Source organism: Brevundimonas sp. UBA2503 (assembly GCF_002341485.1).
Taxonomy (GTDB): Bacteria; Pseudomonadota; Alphaproteobacteria; order Caulobacterales; family Caulobacteraceae; genus Brevundimonas; species Brevundimonas halotolerans.
In genome coordinates this window covers 136,235-158,935 of record NZ_DDOD01000025.1, presented here as the reverse complement: position 1 = coordinate 158,935, position 22,701 = coordinate 136,235, and the positions used below count along the sequence as shown (strand labels likewise).

Genomic DNA, 22,701 nt, shown 5'->3' with positions numbered 1-22,701 from the left:
CATGCTTTCGACGGAAATCCCCCGGAAGGTGACCTGACAAGGTTTCCGGGGTGATTTCCGTTATCGCTTTTCGGCGCTAGAAGCGTTGAGGGGCATTGAACGGCCGAGAGGGTGACGATGGCGGGCAACGCCTTTCTGGATCGACTGAAGCGCGGCCCCGGTGGAACGGGCCAGCGTAACCTGTTGCAGCGTATCCTGTACTGGAGCGTCGTGGCCGGCGTCTGGGGTCTGATCTTCCTGGTCGTCTTCTTCGCCGTGTTCGCCCGCGGCCTGCCGGACACCTCCGCCCTCTACGACATCGACCGCCAGCCCTCGGTGACCTATCTGGACCGGAACGGCGCCCTGATCGCCGTGCGCGGCAGCCAGCAGGCCCCGCCTGCCGACCTTGAGGCCCTGCCCGACTATGTGCCAGCGGCCTTCATCGCCATCGAGGACCAGCGCTTCCGCTGGCACCCCGGCTTTGATCCCGTCGGCATGGTTCGCGCCATGGTCGCCAATATGCGCGCCGGCCGGGTGGTCCAGGGCGGCTCGACCATCACCCAGCAACTGGCCAAGAACCTGTTCCTGACGCCGGATCAGACCCTGCGCCGCAAGGGCCAGGAGCTGATGCTGGCCGTCTGGCTGGAGATGAAATTCTCGAAGGACGAGATCCTCGCCCTGTACCTCAACCGGGTCTATTTCGGAGCCGGGGCCTATGGCATCGAGGCGGCGTCACAGCGCTATTTCGACAAGTCGGCCAAGGACCTGACGGTCGGTGAGGCCGCGCTGCTGGCCGGCCTGCTGAAGGCCCCGTCGCGCTATTCCCCGGTGTCGGAGAGCGAACGCGCCGCCGCGCGTGCCACCGTCGTGCTCGACGAGATGGAAGAGAGCGGGGTCATCACGCCCGAGCAGCGGGCCGCCGCCGTGCTTGAGCCTGTGCGGGTGTCGCGGACGCTGGCGACCCAGCACGCCCAGTATTTCGTCGACTGGCTGGACAAGGAGATCCGGGGCCTGGTCGGGGAGCCGACCGAGGACCTGATTGTCGAGACGACCCTGGACCTGACGCTGCAGACCGCCGCCGAGCGGGCCGTCACCGGCGTGCTGCGAGAGAATGCCTCGCGCGGGGTAGAACAGGCCGCCCTCGTGGCACTGGACGGCGACGGGCGGGTGCGCGCCATGATCGGCGGCGCCTCCTATGCCGACAGCCAGTTCAACCGGGCCGTCGACGCGAGGCGTCAGGCGGGATCGGCCTTCAAGCCCTTCGTCTATCTGACGGCCGTCGAGGCCGGCTACACGCCCCAGACTCCGGTGATCGACGAGCCGATCCGCATCGGATCGTGGGAGCCCCGCAACTACTCCGGCCAGTTCATCGGTCGCACGACCCTGTCGAACGCGGTTGCCCAGTCGACCAATACGGTGGCGGTCTCGCTGGCCGACAGTCTGGGCCGCGACAATGTCTCCCGCACGGCGCGGCGGCTGGGGATCACCAGCCGCATCGGGCTTGAGCCCGCCATGGCGCTGGGGGCCGTCGAGGTCTCGCCCGTCGAGATGGCCCAGGCCTATGATGCCTTTGCCAATGGCGGCAAGCGGGTCACGGCCTATGGCATCAGCCGCATCCGCACCCGCGAGGGGCGGGTGATCTATCAGCGCTCGGCCCGCGAGAGCCGGCCGATCCAGGCCATCGCCAACCCGCCCCTGCTGTACATGAACGACATGCTGCGCGGAGTGATCACCTCGGGCACGGCGCGGTCGGTGGCCATCTCCGGGCGGGATCTGGCGGGCAAGACGGGCACGACCTCGGACTACAAGGACGCCTGGTTCGTCGGCTACACGGGTGGCTTCGTCACGGCGGTCTGGGTCGGCAAGGACGACAACACGGCCATGCGCGGCGTGACCGGCGGACAGGCCCCGGCGGCCATCTGGCGCGCCTTCATGACCGCCGCCCTGCCCCGGCTGGACGCGCCGCGTATCCCGGACGGCCCGCCCCTGCCCGAGGGCTGGCAGCCGCCCGATGCGGTCGGTGAGCTGATCGGTGCGATGGAAGACCCCTATGCCGATGAGATCGAGCGCGGCATCGAGCCGACGCCGGAGCCGCGTCAGCCCGAGCGGCCCTCGCCCGACCAGCCGGTCATCCGCCCGACCACGCCCCAGCCCGAGCGGCGGGATCCGGAAGTCCAGCGGCCTGAACCGGGCCTGCCGCCCGAGAAAAAGGCCGACCCGCTCTTCTTCTAGACCGCCAGGGCGTGCAGACCCGCGCCGTGCTGTCTCAGCCAGGCGCGGTGCGGCGCCGGGTCGCCGATCAGCTGGGCCACGACCGCCCAGAAGCGGGGGCTGTGGTCGCCGTGGACCAGATGGGCGACCTCGTGCGCGGCCAGATAGTCCAGCACGGCAGGAGGCGCGAGAATCACCCGCCACGAGTAGCGGATCGTGCCCCGGCCCGGGGTGCAGGAGCCCCAGCGCGAGCGGGGGTCATTGATGGAGACCTTCGGCAGCGGCAGGCCCAGCGTCCGGCAGTGGACCTCGGTCCGGGCCATCAGCACCTCTCGGGCCCGGCGCTTGAGGAAGGTCAGGATGCGCCGGCTCCAGGCCGCGCCCTCACCCCCCGCCGCCAGAACCGGGCCGTCCGGAGTGTCGGTCAGGCGAGCGGCGCCGGCGCCGGGCAGGGTCGCGAGCGTGACGTCCTCGCCCTCCACCGACAGGCGTTGGCCCGGCGCGAGGCCGACGGGCGCGGGGCGGTCCGCCAGCCGCTCGCGGATCCAGTCGGTGCGGGTGCGGGCAAAGGCAACGGCATCCGCAAGCCTGCGCTCGCTGGGCGCGACCAGCACGGCCTCACCCGCGCGGGCGTCGATGCGGATCGACACGCGGCGGGCCCGCCGGTTGACCGACAGGCGCAGCGGCGCGCCGTCCGCCTCGAGGCTAAGCCGCTGCCCGTCGCGATACGTCACCGGCGGCCTCGTTGCGGGCGATGAAATCGCGCACCCGGGGGTAGATGTCATCGCGGAAGCGGCGACCGTTGAACACGCCGTAGTGGCCCACCTCAGGGTGGACATAGAGGGTGCGCCGGTCCTCGGGCACATTGGGGCACAGGCCATGCGCCGCCTGGGTCTGGCCGACGCCGGAGATGTCGTCCTTTTCGCCCTCGACCGTCATCAGGCCGATGTCCGTGATCTTCGTCAGATCGACCTTGCGGCCCCGGTGTTCCAGTTCGTTGCGGGCCAGCAGGTGGTTCTGGAAGACGATGTCGATGGTCTGGAGATAGAATTCCTCGGTCAGGTCCAGAACCGACAGATATTCGTCGTAGAATTCCTCGTGCTTCTGGACCTCGTCGCCGTCGCCCGCGACCAGGTTCTGGAAATAGTCGTGCTGGGCGTCGCGGTGGCGATCCTCGTTCATCGACATGAAGCTGTAGAGCTGGACAAAGCCCGGATAGACCCGCCGTCCGGCGCCCGGATAGGGCAGGGGCACGGTGTGGATCATGTTCGAGCGGAACCAGGCGAAGGGCCGGGCCTCGGCCAGACGGTTCGTGACGGTCGGCGACAGCCGCGCATCGATGGGCGAGCCCATATAGGTCATGCTGAGCGGGCGGTGCGGGTCCATGTCCTCGGCCATCAGGGCACAGGCGGCCAGCACCGGCGGCCCCGGCTGGCAGACGCCCACGACGTGGACGCGCGGGCCGATGGCGGTCAGCATCTCGCGGATGTGGTCGATGTAGTCGAAGAAGTCGAACCGGCCTTCCAGCATCGGCACCTGACGGGCGTTGACCCAGTCGGTGACATAGACGTCGTGGTCCTGGAGGAAGCCCTCGACCGTGCCGCGCAACAGGGTGGCATAGTGGCCCGACAGGGGCGCCACGATCAGCACGGCCGGGCCGTCGGCCGGCTTGCCGGCCCGCTTGAGGTCGCCGAGATCCCGGGCAAAGCGGATCAACCGGCACCAGGGCGAGGTCCAGATGGTCTGCTGGGTCGTGCGCACCGGCAGGTTGTCGATGGTGACCACGTCCAGATTCCAGGCTGGCTTGCCATAGCGACGCGTCAGCCCCTCGAACACCTCGGCGGCGGCATAGGCGGTGCGCCCGATGGCGGTCTCGGCGGCCGGATTGAAGGGCGAGGACCAGAACGACCGGGCCAGCTGGGCCCCCAGTCGATACGGCGCGGCGGAGTAGTAGGAGAATTCGTGAAGGGAGTAGAGCATGCGTCTCTTCAAATGGCGGCGGATGGCCTGCCTTACAATGCAGCGCAGCATAGTTCGTGAGGCACTGCAAAAGGATTATCGGGCATGGCGTAATCGTGAGGGGGTGGTCTGGGCCGGGGGTCGTGGAAAATACCGTCTGAACCGTCTGAATGGTCTGATTTCGCACCCCCGTCCGGCAGGCCGCGTGGCAACCGCATAGTATGGGGGAGATGCCGGCCCGGTCGGACAGAAGGGCTCGGGAAGCGGCAGGGTTGTTGAATACGCATGGCAATTCTGTCTGCGCCCGGATAGCTGGGCCGTTCGGGCCGACGCACCCTCGCCTGCCCCGCCGGGATCCTTTAAGGCCCATGGTGTGACCTCTTCGCTCGCCTTTCACCCTGACACCGGTCCCCGATCGCCCGTCGTCGTCATCGGCGCGGGGCCCGCCGGGCTGATGGTGGCCGAGCGGCTGTCGTCGGCGGGCCTGACGGTCGAAGTGCATGAGAGCATGCCCTCGCCGGCGCGCAAGCTCCTGATGGCCGGGCGTGGCGGGCTGAACCTGACCCACAGCGAGCCGCTGGACCGCTTCCCCGCCCGCTATGGCGAGGCGGCACCGGGGGTCATGGACTGGCTGTCCCGCTTCGGGCCGCAGGATCTGCGCGACTGGGCCGACGGATTGGGCGCCGAGACCTTTGTTGGGTCCAGCGGGCGGGTCTTCCCCAAGGCGATGAAGGCCTCACCCCTGCTGCGGGCATGGCTGCAGCGTCTGCAGGATCAGGGCGTGACCCTGCACAGCGGCTCTCGCTGGATCGGGTTCGAAAATGGCGCGCCCGTGTTCGAGCAGGCCGGCGAGAGTCGCCGTATCCCGGCCCGGGCGGTGGTGGTGGCGACCGGCGGCGCCAGCTGGCCCCGGCTGGGGTCGGACGGACAGGGCCGGGGTGTGCTGGCCGACCTCGGCGTCCCCTGCACCGGCTTCCGGCCCGCCAATGTCGGGGTGCGGCTGGACTGGTCGGAGGAGTTCATCGCGGCCCATGCCGGTCAGCCACTCAAGGCCGTGGCCCTGACGCTCGAGCGACGCCGGGTCCGCGGCGAGGCCATGGTGACCCGATACGGGCTGGAGGGCGGCGCCATCTATGACCTCGGCCCGGAGCTGCGTCAGGCGCTGGCCAAGGCGCAGGACGGCGGCGAGCCGGCCCGGCTCTATATTGACCTGCGACCGTCCGAGACGGCCGAGGCGCTCGCGGCCCGGCTGGCCAAGGCGCCGGCCAGCCTGTCGCGCGCCAATCGCCTGCGTCGTGCCGCACGCCTGAGGCCGGTCGAGGCTGCCCTGCTGCGTCAGGCGTCGCCCCTGCCTGCCGGGGCCAACGACCGGGCGCTGGCCGAGCGTCTCAAAGGTGTGCCGCTGGCGATCACCGGCCTTCAGGGACTGGAGCGCGCCATTTCCAGCGCGGGCGGGATTGACCTGGCGGCGCTGACGCCGGGTCTGATGGTCGTGGATCAGCCGGGGTTATTTGTGGCGGGCGAACTGCTGGACTGGGAGGCCCCGACCGGTGGCTATCTGCTGCAGGCGGTGATGGCGTCCGGCGTGGTCGCCGCCGACGCCGCGCTGGACTGGATCGCGGGCGCCGGCCCCGTTAGGGAAGCGGAATGACCGACGCCCCCGAGATCCACGGCACCTGTCCCGACCGCTTCGCCCCGGTCAGGGACGCCTTCGCCCGCAACTTCACCGACGGCCCCGAGGGGCTGGACGAGGTCGGCGCGCGCTTCACCGTCTGTCGCGCGGGCGAGGTGGTACTGGACCTGTGGGGCGGGCAGGCCGACAGCGTCCGCGACCAGCCGTTCGGGCCGGACACCCTCGCCCCCGTGTTCTCGACCGGCAAGGCGGTCATGGCGCTGATGATTGGCTGGGCGGTCGAGCGCGGCCTTCTGAACTATGAGGCACCGGTCGCGGCGATCTGGCCCGAGTTCGGTCAGGCGGGCAAGGCGGACATCACCCTGGCCCAGCTGATGAGCCATCAGGCCGGCCTTGCAGGACCGTCTCCGGCCATCGACCCCACCCTGTGGTTCGAGCCGGAAAAGGTGCTGGAGGTCCTGTGCCGTCAGGCCCCGCTGTGGGAACCAGGCACGGCCTCGGGCTATCACCCGATCACGGTCGGTTATCTCGCGGGCGAAGTGTTCCGCCGCGCCGACGGCCGAACGATGGGGCAGGCGCTGAAGGCCGACTTTGCCGATCCTGCGGGGCTGGACCTGTGGCTGGGCCTGCCCGAGGCCGAGCACGCCCGCGTCGCCCGCATGAAGAAGCCGACCGCCGCGCCCGATCTGGGACCGATCGACGCCATCAAGACAGCGGCCTTCCTCGACAAGGGCTCGGCCCCCGCCGGACGCGGATCGGCAGAGTGGCGCAAGATGGAGATCCCCTCGGCCAATATGCATGCCACCGCCGAGGCCCTGGCCCGCATGCTGGCGTTGGCCCTGCCGGAAGGGGTGGCGGGCAAGACCCTGTCGCCGGCGACGCGCACGGCCCTGATGCAACAACGGATTTCCGGGCCGGACCGGGTGCTGCCCTTTGACCTGTCGTGGGGCGCCGGAGTCATGCGCAATCAGGGCGGGGGGGCAGTGTTCGGTCCCAATCCCGAGACCGTCGGCCATTGTGGCTGGGGCGGATCGTGTGCCTTCGCCGACCCTGTGACCAGGCTGGCCGCCGCCTATGTCATGACCCGCCAGTCGCCGCATCTGATCGGGGATCCGAGGCCGGCGGCCCTGATCCGCGCGCTCTACGCCGCCCTCTAGGAGGCCTGCTGTCCGGGGGTTTCCGGCATGGCCAGCGGGTCGGCCTTGGGTTGAGGCGTCGGCGACAGGTCCTGCACCGGCGAGACATAGTCCGCCATGGCGTCGAACTCCTCGAGAAAGACGGCCCGCATGGGGTCGGTCTCCATCAGCACCTCGTGCTTCGCGCCCGGCACCTCGACATAGCGCCCACGCCCGAGCCGCTTGGAGGCCCAGCGGTTGGTCTGCTTCCAGACGCGGTCGTCCTCGCCCGGCTGGACGATGGCGACCGGGATCTTCACGGCCTTGAGCGCCTTGGGCTTTAGCGCCCGTTCGCCGAGGTCGATGGCAAAGCCCAGCCAGCCCCAGGTCGGGCCGCCGACTGCCAGGTGGGGACAGGCGTACAGCTGCTGCCGCCACAGCTCATAGCGGGTCTCGTCCGAGGTCAGGGCATCGTTCTCGAAGCTGTGCTCGAAGGGATCGTCCGGATCGTCCAGCACATAGTCGCCGGCCTTGCCGTGGCGCAGGTTCCAGCGCACCGCCAGCTTGACCGACCACATCGAGCGCTTGCCGGTCTTGATCTTGAGCATGGGCGCGCTCAGCAACGCGCCGGAGATGCGGCTCTCGCCCATCTGCAGGCTCATCAGGTTCAGCGCGCCGCCCATGGAATGGCCGACCATGATCCAGGGCTTTGGCGCCCGTTCCTCGAACGCGTCCAGCAGGCGGGCATAGTCGTCGAGGAATTCCTCGACCGCCCGGGCGTGCCCCTTAAGCCGGTCGGGCAGCAGCCGCGCCGACAGCCCCTGCCCGCGCCAGTCGTGCGCCAGAACGCAAAAGCCGCGCGCCAACAGATTGCCGATCAGTTCGAAGTATTTCTCGATCGGCTCGGTGCGACCGGGGCTGAGGATGACCGTGCCGCGCGGTTTGGCCGCCACCAGGGTGGAGGGCGTCCAGAAGGCCGCGCGCAGGCGCAGGCCGCCCGCGCCCCGGAACCATTCGCCCTCGCCATGCGGCGGCGGCGACGCTCCGGGAACGCCCATCAGGGGGGCATTGGCAGCATAGGCAGCGACTCGGTTCACTCGGGCTTCCTGAATTTGAGCGTCATCCGATCGCTCTCGCCGATTTCATCATATTCCGTGCGATCGAAGTCCGGGTCCGGCGGCTGGCCCTGGGGTGCGGTCAGCCGCATCGGGGGCAGGGTGTCGACGCCGAAGGGATGATCGCGGTCATCCCTTTCATTCGCGTTGATTTCGGAAGCGGACACAAAGATAAAGCCGGCCTCGGCCGCCAGCTGGCGGACATAGGCCTCCTGGACATAGCCGCTGGCGGCGATCGGGTCCTGGTCTTTCTCGGCGGACAGGCGGTGCTGCTCAATGCCCAGTGTCGCGCCCGGACGCAGCACGGAATAGGCGTCGGCAAAGGCTTTCTCGGCGATGCCGGCCGCCATCCAGTAGTGCAGCCGGCTCATGAACAGCACCAGATCGGCGGTGTTGGCCTCGGCCACCGGGCCGCTGGTGGGGCCAAAGTCGCTGTACTCGATCTCGCCATACAGGCGGGGGTTGGCACCGAACCGCTGTTCATAGGCGGTGACCAGAGCCGCCTGGGCCGGATCATTGCCGAGGCCGGCCTGGAAGTTCACGGCCACATATTTCCCGCCATTATATGCCAGATAGGGGGCGAGAATCTCTGTGTACCAGCCGCTGCCCGGCCAGAAGTCGACCACGGTCATCTTGGGCTGCAGGTCGAAGAAGCGCAGGGTCTCGAACGGGTGGCGCCATTCATCGCGCGCTCTCTCTTCCCCGCGCCAGGCGCCGGCGATGGCCCAGGCGAGACTGCCCTCAGGCGGACCCTCGGGAACGGCGGGAGTATCCGGTGCCGGCTCGGCGGCCTTCTTGCGGTTATCGCAGGCCGCGACCAGACCGGCCATGCCGGCGCCGAGGATCAGGCCGCGGCGTGACGGTCGCATCAGGCCAGAGGCAGGCAACCGGGCGGCTCGGAAGGTCGGATCGGACATGTCGCGTTCCTGGGACACTTTCTCGGCTCGGTCACGGGTGGGCGACGCCGGGCAGGCCGACGGCCCGACCGGCTTAGCCAGCTTCGCAGGCAGGGTCAAAGCCGCCGTGTGCAATCATTCCGGCTTGCGAAAGCGCAGGGTCATCCGGTCGCTTTCGCCGATGGCGTCATAGGCGGCCCGCTCGGCCTCGGTCAGGACGCGACCGTCCTGCTCGCTGCGGCGTACCGGCGGCAGGGTCCAGACGCCGAACGGATGGCTGTGGTCATCGGCCGGATTGGCATTGAGATCGCTGGACGCGTCCAGTTCAAACCCGGCCGCCAAGGCGGCGGCGATGACGTAGGACTCGGGCACATAGCCGGTCGGGGCGCTTTGATCGACGTCGCTGCCTTCGGGTGCGCGGTGCTGTTCCACCGCCAGAATGCCGCCGGGCTTCAGGCCGGCGAAGAACATGGCCATGAACTCGTCCGTGCGCCCGGCGCGGTGCCAGTTGTGAAAGGCGCGCGCCACCAGGATGAAATCGGCCGAGCCGTCGGACACGCCCAGGCCGTCCTGGATACGGTTGACCGGCACATAGGTCCCGCCGGTGGCCTCGGCATACGGCTGCAGGATCTGGGTCCACCAGCCGTTGGCGCCGGGCTGGATCTCGACCACGGTCTGGCCGGGCTGCAGGCCCCAGAAGGTCAGGCTCTCGTATGGGCGGCGATAGACGTCGCGGGCCCGGTCGGCTTCGGAGCGGCTGCCCGAGGCGATGGCCGCCTTCAGCACCTCGTCTTCCTGGGTCATCGGCTGGATCAGTGCCGGGTCCTGGGCAGCGCGGGACGTCTGGGCGACAGCCGACGATGCGAGCGCCAGACCGGCGACGGTGGCCATCAGGACAAGCGGGCGAAGGGCGTGGGTCATGGGACGGATCCGGTCATGCTGAAAGGTGACCCTCAGCCTTAAGCGGCTGCGCCCGGAGGGCAAGCCGGATAGCTTTTCCGGGGGAGACAAATCGTCGCGCCAAAAATGCAGTCGGCGGCGTGGGCCCTCTTGACGTCGCCCTGTGTCACCCCAAATCCCTGACCGGGAGCGCCGATGTCGGGCTCCCGGGACGAGCGACGCCGCAGAGCGGGTCGTGTCGCCCATAACCCCGCCGTCCGGGCAAATCGCCGGGCGGTTCAACCTTGCTGATCCCAGGAGGATGATATGCGTACCTATGACCTGACCCCCCTCTACCGTTCCGCCGTCGGCTTTGACCGTCTGGCCGGCATGCTGGAAAGCGCCGCGCGCACCAGCGAAGCGGGGTGGCCCCCCTATAATATCGAGACGACAGGCGAGAACGCCTACCGGATCGAACTGGCCGTGGCGGGCTTTGCCCCGGAAGAGCTGACGATGGAGGTCAAGGAAAACCTGCTGACCGTCACGGGCAAGAAGGCGACCACCGGCGAGGACCGGACCTATCTGCATCGCGGCCTGGCCGAGCGCGACTTTGAGCGTCGCTTTCAGCTGGCCGACTATGTGGTGGTGACCGAGGCCCGGCTGGTGAACGGCCTGCTGACCGTCGATCTGAAGCGCGAGCTGCCCGAGGCGCTCAAGCCCCGCCGGATCGAGATCGTCACCGGCTCCCCGACGATTGAGGGCAAGGCCGAACCGAAGGCCCAGCCGAAGATCGAGAAGAAGGCCGCATAACCCCGGCGGTCTTCCTGTAAAATCCCCAATCGACCTGCGGCCCGGAGGCTTTCGCTTCCGGGCCGCTTTTCTTGCGTCAGCTGCGTTTGAGCGTGATGTACCAGGCCCCCTCGCCGCCGTGACGCCGGTGCGCCGGGGCGTAGGCGGCCACGACGCCGCGCAGGGCATGGCTGCGCAACCATTCGGGCAGGGAGGCGCGAATGACGCCCTCTCCGCCGCCGGCCCGGCGGCCGTGTCCGGTGATGACCAGCACTACGCGCAGGCCGCGCTGGTGCGCGCGCAACAAAAAGCCGGTCAGTACGTCCTCGGCCTGGAAGCGGCCATGGCCGTGCAGATCCAGACGCGCCTCGATCGGCTCTCGCTCGCGCGACACGCGGCGGTGGCGGCGAGGGTCCAGATCGGACGGTGCCGACTGGGGCCGGGGCGCGGGCGATGGCAAGGGGGCTGGAGCCCCTCCGGAGGCTGGCCGGGGCCGATTCGTGGGGGCGGTCTGGACGGCTATGGGCGGGGGGACCGGCATGCGGCGCGGGGCCAGCGGCGTGACGGTTGAGGCCACGCGCTGCCACAGTCGTTCGCCATCTTCAGTTGGGCGATCAGATTTGCGGGTCATCGACCGGTTCGTCCCCCACCCCGGCCGGGCCCGGATCGCGGGACAGCAGATCGCCGGGCTGGCAGCCCAGTTCGCGGCACAGGGCGTCCAGCGTCGAGAACCGGACGGCGCGCGCCTTTCCGGTCTTGAGGATGGACAGATTGGCCACGGTCACACCGACGCGGTCGCTGAGCTCCGTCAGGGACATGCGCCGCTCCTGCAGCAGTCGATCAAGTTGGACGCGGATGGCCATGGGGAAACTCTAGTCGATGCGGATCAGATCGTCAGTTCGGATTCGCGCCTCAGCCGGGCGCCTTCACGGAAGACCTCGGCGAGGACGAACACGACGAGCACGGAAAAGGCCGGGGTCACCAGATTGAACAGGCTGGGCGGGTCCATCACGCCCCGCACGAGGCGCGACACCAGCAGCTGGCCCAGCCAGACGCCGCCGGTGACGATGGCGAGGATATAGCCGACCTGCTTCAGGCGGCTGACATTGTCGGGATGGAAGGGGTCGCCCAGCGTCAGGGTACGAAAGATGCGCCGCAGATGGCGCAGGATCAGGGCGAAACCGCCAAAATAGCCGACGAAGGCGCCGATCCCGAACAGGGCATGGGCGCGCGGCAGGGGAATACGGGTGCCGCCGGTGTCAGAGGTGACAGTCAGGCCGACCTGGTCCATCGGAATGATGGCGACCACGGCAAAGACCAGGCAGGTCAGCAAGGTCAGGAAGATCAGCAGCCCATAGGTGATGTCGAGGGCGGTCTTGAGCAGGCTGGACACGGAGCCGGGGCCAAGGGCCCGAAAACCGGGCAGGCCCTGTCCCAGCCGGGTGCCGAGGCGGGAGGCGAAGCGAAGCGAAGGTGGGCGCATCGGGGATCTCGCCGGCCGGATCGACAAGGGACGATCAGGGGCGATCGCCGCGCGGGTATCCGGCCGTTCAGGCCCGCGCGGATTTTACAATCGCGGTGTTTGTCTGCAGCGTCAAAGTCGAGGACTTCAAGGCGGGCCGGATCAGAAGGACTGGACCAGAATGGCGACCAGGGCGGTCGGCATGGCGGCCAGCAGGGCGACGTTCAGCACGACGTGACCGATACGGTCCATCAGCATGGTGACAGGCATGGTGTTCATTGTAGTTCTCCATCTTGCCCCTGAGAGGGCTGGTTTTGCGTGTTTTTGTTCAGATCAGCAATGTGGTTGCGCTATGAGCCTTTGACAAGAACGCTGCAACCCCGCGTCCTTGAAATAATAGATAGGCCTGCCGCGGCAAAAAATCACGTTACATATCGTTTAACGATGTTAAACTTTGGCAATCCTGCCCGTTTGAAAGTGTCGCCTCATGAATCTCAAATTAATCAAGGGGATGCGGTTGCTGGTCGCGACCCACAATCCGGGCAAGGCGGTCGAGATCGCGGCCCTGCTGGATGGAAATTACGACGTCGTCACAATGAGTGATCAAAATCTGCCCGAACCGGACGAAACCGAGACGACCTTTTGCGGCAATGCGCTGCTGAAAGCCCGCCATGCGGCCGAGGCCTCGGGCCTTGTGGCGCTGGCGGATGACTCGGGTCTCTCAGTGCGGGCGCTGGACGGGGCACCGGGCATTTTTTCGGCGCGCTGGGCCGGTCCGGAGAAGGATTTCTCCCACGCCATGGCCAAGGTCGAGCAAAGGCTTGAGGAGATCGGCTCGGACGACCGGGCGGCCTGGTTCACCTCCGCCCTCGCGGTGGCCTGGCCGCAGGGGCCAGCCGTGGTGGTCGAGGGCCGGGTCGACGGGACCCTGACCTTCCCGCCGCGCGGCGACCGGGGCTTTGGCTATGATCCGATCTTCGTGCCCCAAGGCCACGACCAGACCTTCGGCGAGATGGAGCCCGCCTTCAAGGACGGGATCAGCCACCGTGCCCGGGCCTTTGACCTGCTGAAAGACGCCCTGATTGACTGACACGCCCGACAGTCCGGCCCTCTATGTCCACTGGCCGTATTGCGCGCGCATCTGTCCCTATTGCGATTTCAACGTGGTGCGGGCCCGGGGGCGCGAGGGCGAGATGGCGGGGCTGGTCGCCGCCCTGCTCGACGATCTGGAAGCACAGGCCGCCCTTGTCGGACCGCGTCGGCTGGTGTCGATCTTTTTCGGCGGCGGCACACCCTCGCTGATGGCCCCCGAGGCTGTGGCAGCGGTGGTGGACCGGGCCCGGGCCCTGTTTCCGGCGAGCAACGACCTCGAAGTGACGCTGGAGGCCAATCCCACCGATGCAGAGGCACAGCGGTTTGCGGGGCTGGCCGCAGCGGGCGTCACCCGGCTATCGCTGGGGGTGCAGTCACTGGACGATGCGGCGCTGAAATTCCTCGGCCGCAATCACTCGGGGGCCGAGGCCCGCCGGGCCGTGGCACTGGCCGCCCGCCATTTCGAGCGGCTGTCCATCGACCTGATCTATGCCCGGCCCGGCCAGACCGTCAGCGACTGGACCGGCGAACTGGTCTGGGCGCTGGAGAGCGGCTTTGAGCATATCTCGCCCTATCAGCTGACCATAGAGCCGGGCACGGCCTTTGGCCGGGCGGTGGCGCGCGGCGTCTGGACCCCGCCCGACGAGGATCTGGCGGCCGACCTCTATGAGGCGACACAGTCGGTTCTCGGGCAGGCGGGCTTTGAGGCCTATGAGGTGTCGAACCATGCGCGCGGCGTGGCGGCGCGGTCGGTCCACAATCTACATGTCTGGCGGGGCGGCGACTATCTCGGCATCGGGCCGGGGGCGCACGGGCGACTGACGCTGGACGGCGTGCGCACGGCAACCGTCGCCCACCGGGGCGTTGCGGACTATGTCGCCGGGGTCGGGGCGGGCACGCCCTGGGCCGAACAGACTGCCCTTTCACCGGTCGAGGCCGCCGAAGAAAAGGTGCTGCTGGGCCTGCGCACCGTCGAGGGCGTGCCGCTGGCCGTCCTGGCTGAGCTGCAGATGAGCCCCGCCGGGGGTCGACTGGCCGACCTGATCGCGGACGATTTTCTGACCCTCTCGGACGGGCGGGTGGCGGCAACGGCGCGCGGTCGTCCGGTGCTGGACGGGGTGTTGAAGGCCCTGCTGACCTGATCTGTGCTTGAGGGGCGCGCCGGGTGCTGGCACGGTCTGTCGATGACTGACACCGATCCCGCCCGCCAGTGGTCCGGAACCGCCCCGCCGCCGCGCCGGGTCGACCCCGGCCTGTATGTGGTGGCGACGCCGATCGGCAATCTGCGCGACATGACGCTCAGGGCGCTGGATGTGCTGGCGGCCGCCGATCTGGTGCTGGCCGAGGATACGCGGGTCAGCGCGCGCCTGCTGACCGCCTATGGCCTCAGGGTCAAACTGGAGCGCTGCGACGATCATGCCGCCGTGCGCGCCATTCCGGGCGTGCTGGCGCGGCTGGCGGCCGGCGAGGTGGTGGCGCTGGTGTCGGATGCGGGTACGCCGCTGGTCAGCGATCCCGGTTATGCGGTGGTCAAGGCGGTGATCGAGGCCGGGCTGCCGGTCTTTCCCCTTCCGGGTGCGTCCAGCCTGCTGGCGGCGCTGACCGGGGCGGGCCTGCCCAGTGACCGGGTGCTGTTTGCGGGCTTTCTTCCGGCCAAGTCGGGGGGCCGGCGGACGGCGCTGGAGGGGCTGAAGGCGCCCGGCCAGACCGTGGTGGTGTTCGAAAGCGGTCCGCGTCTGGCGGTGTCGCTGGCCGATATGGCCGAGGTGCTGGGTCCGCGCGAGGCCGTGGTCGCCCGCGAACTGACCAAGCTGCACGAGACCTGGGTGCGCGGCCCGCTGGACCAGGTGGCGGTCGACCCGCGCTGCCAGTCGCCCAAGGGCGAGATGGTGGTGGTGATCGGCCCCGCCGATGAGGTCGCGCCGGATGAGGCGACGCTGGATCAGGCCCTGACCGCCGAACTGGCCGACCGATCGGTGTCCGAGGCCGCCGCCCGGGTGGCGGCCAGCCTTGGCCTGCCGAGGAAGCAGGTCTACCGCCGGGCGCTGGAGCTGTCGGGCCAGTGAAGAAGCCAGTGACCCCGACCGCGCCCGACCGTCGCGAAGGGCGCACGCGCAAGGGGCGGCTGGCTCACACGGAGGGTCATGCAGCGGAATGGACGGCGGCGATCTGGCTGATGCTGAAGGGCTATCAGATCCTCGGCTTCCGGCTGAAGACGCATCACGGCGAACTGGACATCCTCGCCCGCAAGGGGGCGGTGCTGGCCGCCGTAGAGGTCAAGCGACGCGCGACGCGGGCGGCGGCCATCGAGGCGCTGGGCCCAGTCCAGCACGGACGGCTGGTGCGGGCGGCGGGCGCGGTTCGCAAGGCGCGGCCCGGCCTCAAAGGCCTGACACTCCGGCTGGACCTGATCGCACTGGCGCCCGGCCGCCTGCCGCGCCATATCCGGGGTCTGGCCGCCGAGACCGACCTCGACAGCCGCTATCGTCTCTGATCCGAAAGGTCCGCCATGCTCAAGGTCGCCATCCAGATGGACCCGATGGAAGCGGTCGACATCGCCTCCGATACCACCTTTCTGATGGCCCTGACCGGACAGGCACGCGGGCACCGGTTGTGGGTCTATGATTTCCGCACCCTGGCGCTGGAGGATGGACGGCTGTTCTGCCGGGCCCGGCCGGTCAAGGTGCGCGACAAGGCCGGCGACCACGCCGACTTCGGGGAATGGGTGAAGCTGGATCTGGGGTCAGACGTCGACGTCGTCCTGATGCGGCAGGACCCGCCCTTCGACATGGCCTATGTCACGTCCACCTATCTGCTGGAGATGATTCATCCGCACACCCTGGTGGTCAATGACCCGGCCGAGGTGCGCTCGGCGCCAGAAAAGCTGCTGGTCGCGCAGTTCCAGGGCTTGACGCCGCCGACCATGATCTCGGCCGACGCCGACATGCTGGCGGACTTTCACGCCCGCCACGGCGATGTGGTGCTGAAGCCGCTGCACGGCGCCGCCGGGTCGGGCGTGGTCAAGCTGAAGGCGGGTGACCCCAATCTGGCAGCGCTGGTCGAGATCCACGCCATGGGCTCGCGCGATCCGCTGGTCATCCAGAAATTCCTGCCCGCCGTCTCGGCCGGGGACAAGCGGATCCTGATCGTCGATGGCGAGCCGGTAGGCGCCATCAACCGGGTGCCGCTGAAGGATCAGGTGCGTTCCAACCTGCGCGTCGGCGGCACGGCCCAGCCGGTCGAGCTGACGGCCCGCGACAAGGAGATCTGTGCCGCCATCGGCCCGACGCTGAAAGAACGCGGCCTGATCTTTGTCGGCATCGATGTGATCGGCGACTGGATGACCGAGATCAATGTCACCTCGCCGACCGGGGCCCAGCAGCTGAAACGCTTTACCGGCATCGATGCCACGGCGCGCATGTGGCAGGTGATCGAGGCGAAGCGCGCGGCGGGTTGAAGCCCGCTCATTTGACAACCAGCGTTTGACAACCAGCGTTCGTTCGTGATTTGTTCCATTCTGCGGGAGTGGAGGGACGGCCATGGTGGCGCGGGTGGTGACGGTTGCGTTCGACGGGGTGGATGCCCGGCGCGTCGATGCCGAGGTCCAGATTCTGGGCGGCGAAGGCACCCAGGCCAGCTTCACCCTGGTCGGCCTGCCCGACAAGGCGGTGGCCGAAAGCCGCGAGCGGGTGCGCGGTGCCTTTTCCGGGATCGGCCTGGCCCTGCCGTCGCGGCGCATCATCGCCAATCTGGCGCCCGCCGACCTGCCCAAGGAAGGCAGCCATTTCGACCTGCCGATCGCGCTTGCCCTGCTGGCCGCCATGGGGGTGATCGCGCCCGATGCGCTGGACGGCTGGGCCGCGCTGGGTGAACTGAGTCTGGACGGGCGGATTGTGCCGGTCAGCGGGGCCCTGCCTGCAGCAGTTGCCGCCAACGGCATGGGGTTGGGGCTGATCTGCGCCGAGGCCAATGGTCCCGAGGCCGCCTGGGCGGGGCCCGAGGTGGCGGTGCTGGCCCCGCGCTCGCTGATCGGCCTGATCAACCATTTCAAGGGCAGTCAGGTGTTGAGCGCGCCCCGGCCCGGCCCGCTGAAATCGAACGGGCCCGTGCCCGACCTGAACGAGGTGCGCGGTCAGGAAGGCGCCAAGCGCGCGCTCGAGATCGCGGCGGCAGGCGGACACAATCTGCTCAAGTCATTTCTTAAACAGCCCACTCAAAAGCGGGCCGCCTGATCGCATCCCTACTGCGCATATCCTTGGGCGCTGTGGTGCTACCTGCTCTCAAGCGTCCCATCAGCGGCTATCCCCAGTTCTTCACCACTGACGTCGGCGAGCTCGCAGACCTCCGTCTCCATCGCCTTCGCCAATGCCCATAGCGTGGTCACTTTCGGGTCGACAGTACCTGCTTCGATGCGGCGGATCGTACTGACGGACAGCCCCGACCGTTCAGCGATCGCTTCTCGGCTCACCTCCAGGGCCTCACGCCAATCCCGGATGCGGTCGGCCAAGGCGGCTAGAAAGAACTTTGCGGCCTGAGATTGATCGGACATGCGCAGCCTCCGACAGGCCGTTTTTCAGCCTTCGGCGCCCTCTTCCCCATCTGGCGTGATCAGGACAACAGGGGTCGTCTCGAGGGCTTGTGCGAGTTCGTAAAGGCTGACGATCGTCGGGTTGCGAAGGCCCCGCTCTATGTCGCTGATGTACTGCTGGCTGAATCCGGAACGCTCTGCCAACTGCTCCTGCGTCAGCCCGGCTTCAACCCGACATTTTCTCACATTTCGGCCGAGCAGCCTCCGCATGTCCATGCGGCCACAGTTGACCGTCTCGGTCGGTCAAGTTTATCAACTATAGTATGTATTCGGGTTGAGCGCTGGCGTTGCCGGTTGGTGGGTTTCGGCGGAGGGCGGCCACTCAACCTGATCGGGGGAATTTCATGATCAAATCGCCATGGGCCGCTGCTGCGGCGTGTCTTGTCGTCTTTGGAGCCGTTTTTGGTCTTCCCGATGAGGCGGCGGCGCAGGCCAATTTCGACTGCCGCCAGCCAAGGTCAGAGACCATTGCCATTGTCTGCGAGGACCCGACCTTTTCGGCCCAAGATCGGCAGATCGACAGCGCCTATCGCACGGCTTTGGAGGAGGCCACAGAACCCGACCGGGTACGAGATAATCATACCGCATGGACGAGAAGCCTCTCCGTCTGCGGAAGCGACCGTGACTGCATTGGCCGGTCGATGGACGAACAGCTCGACGCTCTGGAGTATGCGGCAGCGTCGGGCCGCAGGGAGAGGGCTGCAGCAGCCGAGTTTCCCGGATCGGAACCCGCCTACGGACCCGCACCGCCAGTTGATCGCCAGCCCACGGAGCCATCCTTGGAGGAGGCGCTGGAGGTCGCTTCGGATTTGATGGGTCAGGGTGCAGAGGGCACCGAGGTCTCGGACCCTGTCGCCGATGAAGTGCGACCCTCTGAAAATAGATCCTTTGAACCTGACCAGGCGGAGGAGGCTGTCTCGCCGTCGGACGCTGGCGCCCCCCCACCTTCCAGCATGGAGCAGATGGCCGGCGGCGGGCTCATCCTCGGCTTCATCGTTGCGGTTCTGGCTGCGCTGCTAGCGACCAAGGCCCTAGCTGATCATTCGATGCGGAAGTTCGGTTGGCCGATGATCCTGAACTGGTGGAACATCCTTCACTTGGTCGCCGGATTTGCCTTGTGGGCCGGGGCAGCAATGGGCTCCCCCTTCGGCGGATTAGTGGTCGCCGGCGGTATCTGGCTCATCGTCCTGGCCGTGAACGTCCGCAAGACCGACCTTCTGACCGGCGTGACGATGTCTGTCGTGCAGCCGTTTGTCGTCGCCATTCTGTTCGTGGTGTTCCAGCTCGCTCGCTCGAAGCCCAAGCCCTAGGAACCCATCAGCCGATCATGAGACGTTCCCGTCTTCCTCCCGGCGTCAGCTTCTCCCTCAGCCGAGCGACAGGGCTGGTGAAGGCAAAGCGTCACACATCTGATCAGCTTGGCGTCCCGCTTCGGCGTCAGGCCAGACAGCGCAAGCTGGGGGCTTCACTCGGATGCTGCGTGATGCTGGCGTTGCCCACTGCATTGTTCGCTACCGCCATATGGCATGTCATCGGAGGCTAGGGATGTCTGATAGACCTGAAGGCGACCAGAAACCGAAGGACATCCCGGCCCTGTTCGCCACCATTCATTTCCGCAGCGACGAACGTCCCGACGGCTACACGGATGAGGATATTCAGGCGCTCAACACGCTCGCCAATCAGCCCAGGCCGAAGCCCTCTGAATGACGCCGCTGTTCAAAATCTGACTGCACCAGACGCTACGTTCACTGGGTTCTTATCGACCGATCCAACACGGCGTAAAATCGATTCTCCCGGGGGGTCAGGCGAGGGGGTTTAACTTTCGGGCGATGAGCACCTGCCATCGAGATTGGCAGGTGTACGACATTTTTCTTGTGGCTTGATCGCCAAGTGTTTCGCCGCTGCATCACGACGAAATACATCGTCCATGAGGCACTTCTTCGAACGCTGAATTAGTATGGCGCTGCCGACGAAAGTGCACCTTAGTCCTGCTCCGACCCGCTTCAGGAGCTCAAAAAAATGACGCCTCAGCACTAAATACGAAGCCTATCCGAAGCCGTCACCGCCTGCGGTACGGACGTAGCGGGATTTCGGGCTTTCACCACTCCACGCAGATCAATTCACAACTGGCCTTCGGGCCGGGGAGCACCATCATGTCCAACGCTAATTCACCTCCCGCCCCAGACCCGGAAAATGACCTCAGTAAAAGTGGGGTATGGGTAAAGAGACATCACTTTTACGGAGCCGCTGATCCGGAGCACCATGTGCTGCTGGTGGGGTTCGATACGGAGTACAAGCCGCCTGACACGCCGGTCTCCCGTGCCGATGTTAAGGCCGGTGACGCCAAGTTTGAGGTGCTGTCGTATCAAGTTTGGTGTCGGATCTATGATCCCGCTGGCCAAGCACCGGATGTCGAGTGGGGCGGTGTGCTTTACCCTAAAAAGGGTGAGCGCATCGATTCAGGCACTCTGCTGCGTTTTGCGGTCGAGTGCGGGATCAAGGATGGCTCTGTGTCCAAGTTTCCAACCTCGGTCATTTTGGTGGGCCACTTTACCCGAGCGGATATTCCGGCGCTCAGCGACTTCAAAAAGCTGACCGTGTTTATGGACAGTGTGAGAAACACCTTCCTTACTCTAAAGGAGAAAATCTGGATTTCGCCGTTGGTGGACGATCCTAGTCTGACGCTGGAGGTGCAGCTCAGAGACACAATGCTCTTAGCGCCTGAAGGGTCAAAGTCTCTGGCCGCCATCGGTGATCTGGTTGGCGCCCCCAAGATCGTTCTCGACCCCGATCCGGCAAAGGAACAGTTCTTCAAGGAGAATATGGACCAGCTGCTGGCCGACCAACCGAAGCTGTTCGAGACCTATGCTCTCCGAGACGCCCAGATCTGCGTAAGATACGCACTGATGTTGCTGGATCTGCATAAGGAGATGCTCGGTGAAGCGGTCCTGCCTGTCACGATGACGGGCATTGGCGTGAATCTCCTTCTGAAGGCCTGGGACACCGAGCAAAGGGACCGGTTCGCTCTGCTCGGAAAAACCTTGATCAAGGAGAAGGTCTACGATCCCCGTAAGGGGCGGTACCGCACCAAAAAGACCGTTGTGAACCAAGAAAATGTGGAGCTGCATCTGCGGCTGGCGACAGAGTGTTACCACGGCGGCCGAAACGAACAGTTCTGGTTCGGTCCCGGATTTGAGGACACGTGGACAGACTACGATTTGTCCGGGGCGTATCCGACTGCAATGTCGCTCATCCGCACGCCGGACTGGGAAAACATGAAGCTGAGCACGGTGGTGGCTGACTTCACTGCCGACGTACTCGGGGTGGCTCTGGTCGACTTCGAGTTTCCGAACTCGGTCCGGTTCCCGTCATTGCCAGTCAGGAGCCAAGGGGGCCTATTCTTTCCTCGCAAAGGGAGAAGTTATTGCGCCTCCCCAGAGATCGCTGTCGCTGCGGCGCTAGGCGCGAAACTGACGATCCAGCACGGGTTGATAGTGCCGTACAAAGACGATTTTCGAATCTACGGGGCCTTCATCAAGGACGCCATCGCGCGACGGAACGAGCACCCGAAGAAGTCCTTCATGAACCTGTTCTGGAAGGAGAACGCGAACGCTACCTACGGAAAGACGGCTCAAGGCCTGATGGAAAAGCGGGTCTACAGTATGCGTGCACACGGGACCGTCCCTCTCCCCGAGAGCGCGATCACTAACGCATACAATGCGGCCTATATCACTTCGTTTCCCCGCGCCCTGTTGGCGGAAATCCTGAACGCGTTGCCTGAGGACGTGACGGTCTTTAGCGCCACGACTGACGGGTTCCTGACCAATGCGACGGAGGCTCAGATCGATGCCGCGCAGCAGGGGCCGTTGGCGACGCTGTTCCGGGAAAGCCGAGGCTTTCTGACAGGAAAGACCGATGTGCTTGAAACTAAGCACGCCATCCGCAGACCCCTCGGGTGGCGCACCCGAGGCCAGGCGACGCTTGTTCCGGGCCGGTCGAACTATGGAGAGGACTACGACTACGTCCTCGCCAAGGGCGGGATCAAGTCGCCTGATGGGGTCGAAACGACCCGGCAGCGCAACGCGCACATCGTCGATCTCTTCATCAACCGTCGGCCGGACTCGATGATCAACATGTCGATCCTAACCGGCCTGCGAGACATCGTAGAATATGATGCCGATCTGGTTCGCAAGGAGGCCGATCGTCGGCTCAGCATGGAGTTCGATTGGAAACGACGGCCATCAGCGGCGGTCGATGCAATCACCCCGCGTCACCTCGCATTTTGCACAGAGCCCTGGGACACCATCGAGCAGATCGACCAAGTTCGCGAACTCTGGGAGCGCTACAACTCCGACGAGCGGCATTGCCTTAAGTCGGTGGACGACTTTCACGCCTTCGCCAGGTTCGTGCTCACCCACACCACGCTCAACGACGAGCGTGGCCGATACCTGAAGAAGGATGCACCGGATCTATCGCGCCTGCGCCAATCCCTCTGTTCGGCATGGTACAGCTCCGCCGCCGGCCTGACGCTAAACCGTGACGGCCTCTCTAACTCTGGCTTCGCTCAATTGTTGACTGACGTTGGCCTTGCGGCTTCGCGTTACGATGTCGAGAACGGACGAAGCAAGCCGTTCATACCGCACTTATGCGCGGGGACCGAAGAGGTTCTGGCTGCCCTCAAGAAGCTGAAATTGCTATGGCCTGAGCTGCAGACCGAGCTGTTTCTAGCATCAAGTGAACACGCGCTTGATATCACTCGATCGAGCCCGTTGGCCTTGCAGACGGTGAAACGCACCCAGCGACTGCAGCTTCACAAGCTCAGCAATATCTGATCCCTGACACGAGTGACGTAGGGCGGACGCTCTCGTAGCCAGTCGACTAGTTGAATGGGGTCATAAGAGCGATAAAGTCGACTCTCGCCGCAGCTAGCTCCTCCAAGCGTCGTCATCACGCGTGTTGATGGATCACGTCAGCTTGTTCGTC

At 66.4% G+C, this 22,701-nt stretch carries 22 protein-coding genes and 1 pseudogene; 13 read left to right on the top strand and 10 right to left on the bottom strand.

Annotation, left to right across the window (positions count from 1 at the left end):
- Positions 1–117 precede the first annotated feature (117 nt).
- Positions 118–2,211 (top strand): transglycosylase domain-containing protein, encoded by a 2,094-nt coding sequence (locus tag B4K74_RS12230; RefSeq protein WP_286693173.1) that lies wholly within the window; start codon positions 118–120, stop codon positions 2,209–2,211.
- Here the strand turns inward: B4K74_RS12230 and B4K74_RS12225 are convergent.
- On the bottom strand, positions 2,208–2,924 hold the full coding sequence (locus B4K74_RS12225) for a M48 family metallopeptidase (RefSeq protein WP_286693172.1): 717 nt from the start codon (positions 2,922–2,924) through the stop codon (positions 2,208–2,210). The two genes, B4K74_RS12230 and B4K74_RS12225, sit on opposite strands and share 4 nt — an antisense overlap.
- Complete coding sequence (locus B4K74_RS12220; RefSeq protein WP_286693171.1) at positions 2,896–4,170, bottom strand: polyhydroxyalkanoate depolymerase; 1,275 nt, start codon at positions 4,168–4,170, stop codon at positions 2,896–2,898. The genes B4K74_RS12225 and B4K74_RS12220 overlap by 29 nt, the downstream gene beginning before the upstream one ends.
- A gap of 352 nt (positions 4,171–4,522) precedes the next feature.
- Here B4K74_RS12220 and B4K74_RS12215 point away from each other — a divergent pair, with 352 nt between their 5' ends.
- Both B4K74_RS12215 and B4K74_RS12210 read left to right on the top strand, forming a co-directional pair.
- Positions 4,523–5,800, top strand: coding sequence for an NAD(P)/FAD-dependent oxidoreductase (locus tag B4K74_RS12215; RefSeq protein WP_286693170.1), 1,278 nt, complete (start codon positions 4,523–4,525; stop codon positions 5,798–5,800).
- Entirely contained in the window at positions 5,797–6,939 is a 1,143-nt protein-coding gene (locus B4K74_RS12210; RefSeq protein ID WP_286693169.1) for a serine hydrolase domain-containing protein, read from the top strand. The genes B4K74_RS12215 and B4K74_RS12210 overlap by 4 nt, the downstream gene beginning before the upstream one ends.
- Here B4K74_RS12210 and B4K74_RS12205 read toward each other — a convergent pair.
- The 3 genes from B4K74_RS12205 to B4K74_RS12195 all read right to left on the bottom strand — a co-directional run bounded on the left by B4K74_RS12205 (position 6,936) and on the right by B4K74_RS12195 (position 9,829).
- Positions 6,936–7,994 (bottom strand): alpha/beta fold hydrolase, encoded by a 1,059-nt coding sequence (locus tag B4K74_RS12205; protein ID WP_286693168.1) that lies wholly within the window; start codon positions 7,992–7,994, stop codon positions 6,936–6,938. The two genes, B4K74_RS12210 and B4K74_RS12205, sit on opposite strands and share 4 nt — an antisense overlap.
- A complete protein-coding gene (locus B4K74_RS12200; RefSeq protein ID WP_123286009.1) occupies positions 7,991–8,929 on the bottom strand; it encodes a class I SAM-dependent methyltransferase in 939 nt (312 codons plus the stop codon). The genes B4K74_RS12205 and B4K74_RS12200 overlap by 4 nt, the downstream gene beginning before the upstream one ends.
- A gap of 114 nt (positions 8,930–9,043) precedes the next feature.
- Positions 9,044–9,829: a class I SAM-dependent methyltransferase gene (locus B4K74_RS12195; RefSeq protein ID WP_286693167.1), complete on the bottom strand. Its 786-nt coding sequence runs from the start codon at positions 9,827–9,829 to the stop codon at positions 9,044–9,046.
- 285 nt (positions 9,830–10,114) lie between these two features.
- On the opposite strand from B4K74_RS12195, the gene B4K74_RS12190 reads away from it, so the two are divergent.
- Entirely contained in the window at positions 10,115–10,597 is a 483-nt protein-coding gene (locus tag B4K74_RS12190) for an Hsp20 family protein (protein ID WP_123286011.1), read from the top strand.
- Positions 10,598–10,673: 76 nt separating this feature from the next.
- Here the strand turns inward: B4K74_RS12190 and B4K74_RS12185 are convergent, their stop codons facing one another.
- The 3 genes from B4K74_RS12185 to B4K74_RS12175 form a co-directional block, all read right to left on the bottom strand.
- On the bottom strand, positions 10,674–11,036 hold the full coding sequence (locus B4K74_RS12185; RefSeq protein WP_241153085.1) for a Smr/MutS family protein: 363 nt from the start codon (positions 11,034–11,036) through the stop codon (positions 10,674–10,676).
- Positions 11,037–11,190: 154 nt separating this feature from the next.
- Positions 11,191–11,439: a helix-turn-helix domain-containing protein gene (locus B4K74_RS12180; protein WP_123286013.1), complete on the bottom strand. Its 249-nt coding sequence runs from the start codon at positions 11,437–11,439 to the stop codon at positions 11,191–11,193.
- Positions 11,440–11,462: 23 nt separating this feature from the next.
- Entirely contained in the window at positions 11,463–12,059 is a 597-nt protein-coding gene (locus B4K74_RS12175) for a DUF2975 domain-containing protein (protein WP_123286014.1), read from the bottom strand.
- A 466-nt stretch (positions 12,060–12,525) separates the two neighbouring features.
- Here B4K74_RS12175 and rdgB point away from each other — a divergent pair, with 466 nt between their 5' ends.
- The 6 genes and pseudogenes from rdgB to B4K74_RS12145 all read left to right on the top strand — a co-directional run.
- Complete coding sequence (gene rdgB, locus B4K74_RS12170; protein ID WP_286693166.1) at positions 12,526–13,128, top strand: RdgB/HAM1 family non-canonical purine NTP pyrophosphatase; 603 nt, start codon at positions 12,526–12,528, stop codon at positions 13,126–13,128.
- On the top strand, positions 13,121–14,272 hold the full coding sequence (gene hemW / locus B4K74_RS12165) for a radical SAM family heme chaperone HemW (RefSeq protein ID WP_286693165.1): 1,152 nt from the start codon (positions 13,121–13,123) through the stop codon (positions 14,270–14,272). The genes rdgB and hemW overlap by 8 nt, the downstream gene beginning before the upstream one ends.
- Positions 14,273–14,314: 42 nt before the next feature.
- A complete protein-coding gene (gene rsmI, locus B4K74_RS12160; protein WP_286693164.1) occupies positions 14,315–15,196 on the top strand; it encodes a 16S rRNA (cytidine(1402)-2'-O)-methyltransferase in 882 nt (293 codons plus the stop codon).
- A gap of 8 nt (positions 15,197–15,204) precedes the next feature.
- A complete protein-coding gene (locus tag B4K74_RS12155) occupies positions 15,205–15,624 on the top strand; it encodes a YraN family protein (protein ID WP_286693163.1) in 420 nt (139 codons plus the stop codon).
- Positions 15,625–15,639: 15 nt separating this feature from the next.
- On the top strand, positions 15,640–16,587 hold the full coding sequence (gene gshB / locus B4K74_RS12150) for a glutathione synthase (protein ID WP_286693162.1): 948 nt from the start codon (positions 15,640–15,642) through the stop codon (positions 16,585–16,587).
- Between the two features lie 82 nt (positions 16,588–16,669).
- Positions 16,670–17,320 (top strand): annotated as a pseudogene (locus B4K74_RS12145) (magnesium chelatase domain-containing protein); the annotation flags it as partial.
- An 80-nt stretch (positions 17,321–17,400) separates the two neighbouring features.
- On the opposite strand, the gene B4K74_RS12140 reads toward B4K74_RS12145, so the two are convergent.
- Both B4K74_RS12140 and B4K74_RS12135 read right to left on the bottom strand, forming a co-directional pair.
- The gene (locus tag B4K74_RS12140; protein WP_286693161.1) at positions 17,401–17,679 is read right to left on the bottom strand and encodes a helix-turn-helix domain-containing protein; all 279 of its coding nucleotides are present in this window, start codon (positions 17,677–17,679) and stop codon (positions 17,401–17,403) included.
- Positions 17,680–17,703: 24 nt separating this feature from the next.
- A complete protein-coding gene (locus B4K74_RS12135) occupies positions 17,704–17,928 on the bottom strand; it encodes a helix-turn-helix domain-containing protein (protein ID WP_286693160.1) in 225 nt (74 codons plus the stop codon).
- Positions 17,929–18,062: 134 nt separating this feature from the next.
- Here B4K74_RS12135 and B4K74_RS12130 point away from each other — a divergent pair, with 134 nt between their 5' ends.
- The 3 genes from B4K74_RS12130 to B4K74_RS12120 all read left to right on the top strand — a co-directional run bounded on the left by B4K74_RS12130 (position 18,063) and on the right by B4K74_RS12120 (position 22,550).
- Entirely contained in the window at positions 18,063–19,028 is a 966-nt protein-coding gene (locus B4K74_RS12130) for a hypothetical protein (protein ID WP_286693159.1), read from the top strand.
- A gap of 235 nt (positions 19,029–19,263) precedes the next feature.
- Positions 19,264–19,425, top strand: coding sequence for a hypothetical protein (locus B4K74_RS12125; RefSeq protein WP_286693158.1), 162 nt, complete (start codon positions 19,264–19,266; stop codon positions 19,423–19,425).
- Positions 19,426–19,871: 446 nt separating this feature from the next.
- Entirely contained in the window at positions 19,872–22,550 is a 2,679-nt protein-coding gene (locus B4K74_RS12120; protein ID WP_286693157.1) for a DNA polymerase, read from the top strand.
- Positions 22,551–22,701 lie beyond the last annotated feature (151 nt).

Excerpts from the sequence above, each read along its gene's own strand:
- B4K74_RS12220 (WP_286693171.1), bottom strand. The coding sequence starts at position 4,170 with ATGCTCTACTCCCTTCACGAATTCTCCTACTACTCCGCCGCGCCGTAT.
- rsmI (WP_286693164.1), top strand. The coding sequence starts at position 14,315 with ATGACTGACACCGATCCCGCCCGCCAGTGGTCCGGAACCGCCCCGCCG.
- B4K74_RS12130 (WP_286693159.1), top strand. The coding sequence starts at position 18,063 with ATGATCAAATCGCCATGGGCCGCTGCTGCGGCGTGTCTTGTCGTCTTT.
- B4K74_RS12200 (WP_123286009.1), bottom strand. The coding sequence starts at position 8,929 with ATGTCCGATCCGACCTTCCGAGCCGCCCGGTTGCCTGCCTCTGGCCTG.
- rdgB (WP_286693166.1), top strand. The coding sequence starts at position 12,526 with ATGAATCTCAAATTAATCAAGGGGATGCGGTTGCTGGTCGCGACCCAC.
- B4K74_RS12120 (WP_286693157.1), top strand. The coding sequence starts at position 19,872 with ATGTCCAACGCTAATTCACCTCCCGCCCCAGACCCGGAAAATGACCTC.
- B4K74_RS12190 (WP_123286011.1), top strand. The coding sequence starts at position 10,115 with ATGCGTACCTATGACCTGACCCCCCTCTACCGTTCCGCCGTCGGCTTT.
- gshB (WP_286693162.1), top strand. The coding sequence starts at position 15,640 with ATGCTCAAGGTCGCCATCCAGATGGACCCGATGGAAGCGGTCGACATC.
- B4K74_RS12125 (WP_286693158.1), top strand. The coding sequence starts at position 19,264 with ATGTCTGATAGACCTGAAGGCGACCAGAAACCGAAGGACATCCCGGCC.
- B4K74_RS12140 (WP_286693161.1), bottom strand. The coding sequence starts at position 17,679 with ATGTCCGATCAATCTCAGGCCGCAAAGTTCTTTCTAGCCGCCTTGGCC.
- B4K74_RS12230 (WP_286693173.1), top strand. The coding sequence starts at position 118 with ATGGCGGGCAACGCCTTTCTGGATCGACTGAAGCGCGGCCCCGGTGGA.
- B4K74_RS12210 (WP_286693169.1), top strand. The coding sequence starts at position 5,797 with ATGACCGACGCCCCCGAGATCCACGGCACCTGTCCCGACCGCTTCGCC.
- B4K74_RS12195 (WP_286693167.1), bottom strand. The coding sequence starts at position 9,829 with ATGACCCACGCCCTTCGCCCGCTTGTCCTGATGGCCACCGTCGCCGGT.
- B4K74_RS12175 (WP_123286014.1), bottom strand. The coding sequence starts at position 12,059 with ATGCGCCCACCTTCGCTTCGCTTCGCCTCCCGCCTCGGCACCCGGCTG.
- B4K74_RS12135 (WP_286693160.1), bottom strand. The coding sequence starts at position 17,928 with ATGCGGAGGCTGCTCGGCCGAAATGTGAGAAAATGTCGGGTTGAAGCC.
- B4K74_RS12180 (WP_123286013.1), bottom strand. The coding sequence starts at position 11,439 with ATGGCCATCCGCGTCCAACTTGATCGACTGCTGCAGGAGCGGCGCATG.